Raw genomic sequence first — 1,108 nt, 5'->3', positions numbered from 1 at the left:
CCCTGCGTTTTCGGTTGTTGATGGGGAGTCGTCAAGACAGCCGCTCAGTGCGAATGACGAGGCAACTGCGGCACTTAATAGAGTTTTCTTCAACATAGTTAGGACCTTCACCTAAGATTGCTGTTATTTCTTGGCGCTTTTCTACACGTAAGTCGTGTTATGAAAAAGACATTAATTGTTCTAATTTGTGACGATGAAATATCGCTCTTCGAATACACTTTCTATTCGTATATCCCTTAACGTTAGACCATATCTTTTTGATGTCGAGTTTTTCCCTATGGTTCAATGGCTTGTTAACTATTTTTTAGACCTATGCCCAATGTTTTTGAACGCTATTTATTCGGACTACAAAGAAATTGGGTTTGAGAGTACAATTTCGTGCCACAAATTTGTGTTGTGCCGTAACGCACGCGCATTTAACCCTCCCAGCAAAAAGAATTAAGAGACGGATATGACTACGATTCGCCAAGATGACTTGATCGAGAGTGTTGCAGACGCGCTGCAGTTTATTTCTTATTACCACCCAGCAGATTTTATCAAGGCGGTTCACGAAGCGTATTTACGTGAAGAGTCGCAGGCTGCTAAAGATGCTATGGCTCAGATTCTTATTAATTCGCGCATGTGTGCTGAAGGTAAGCGTCCAATCTGTCAAGACACTGGCATTGTAACGGTCTTCGTGAAAGTAGGTATGAATGTTCAGTGGGATGCTCAAATGAGTTTGAGTGACATGATCAACGAAGGTGTGCGTCGTGCTTATACACATCCAGACAATGTTCTTCGTGCATCTATTTTGGCTGACCCAGCTGGCGCGCGTAAAAATACTAAAGACAATACTCCTGCTGTTATTCATTACGAAATTGTCGAAGGTGACAAAGTTCATGTAGAAGTGGCGGCTAAGGGTGGCGGTTCTGAGAATAAATCTAAGATGGTGATGCTTAATCCTTCTGACAGCATTGCTGATTGGGTCGTTAAAACTGTACCAACAATGGGGGCAGGTTGGTGTCCGCCGGGGATGTTAGGTATTGGTATTGGTGGTACGGCAGAGAAAGCCGCAGTGATGGCGAAAGAGTCATTGATGGATCCTATTGATATTCATGAGTTGCGAGAG

Annotated in this window: 1 protein-coding gene; it reads left to right on the top strand. The window is 43.3% G+C overall.

Translation table 11 applies throughout. The annotated features are described in order from the left end of the window. Nucleotides 1-451 precede the first annotated feature (451 nt). On the top strand, nucleotides 452-1,108 hold a 657-nt coding region (locus A3738_RS03150), incomplete at its 3' end, for a fumarate hydratase (RefSeq protein WP_197473543.1).

The organism is Oleiphilus sp. HI0066 (assembly GCF_001635725.1).
This window is presented reverse-complemented; position numbering and strand designations above follow the sequence as displayed.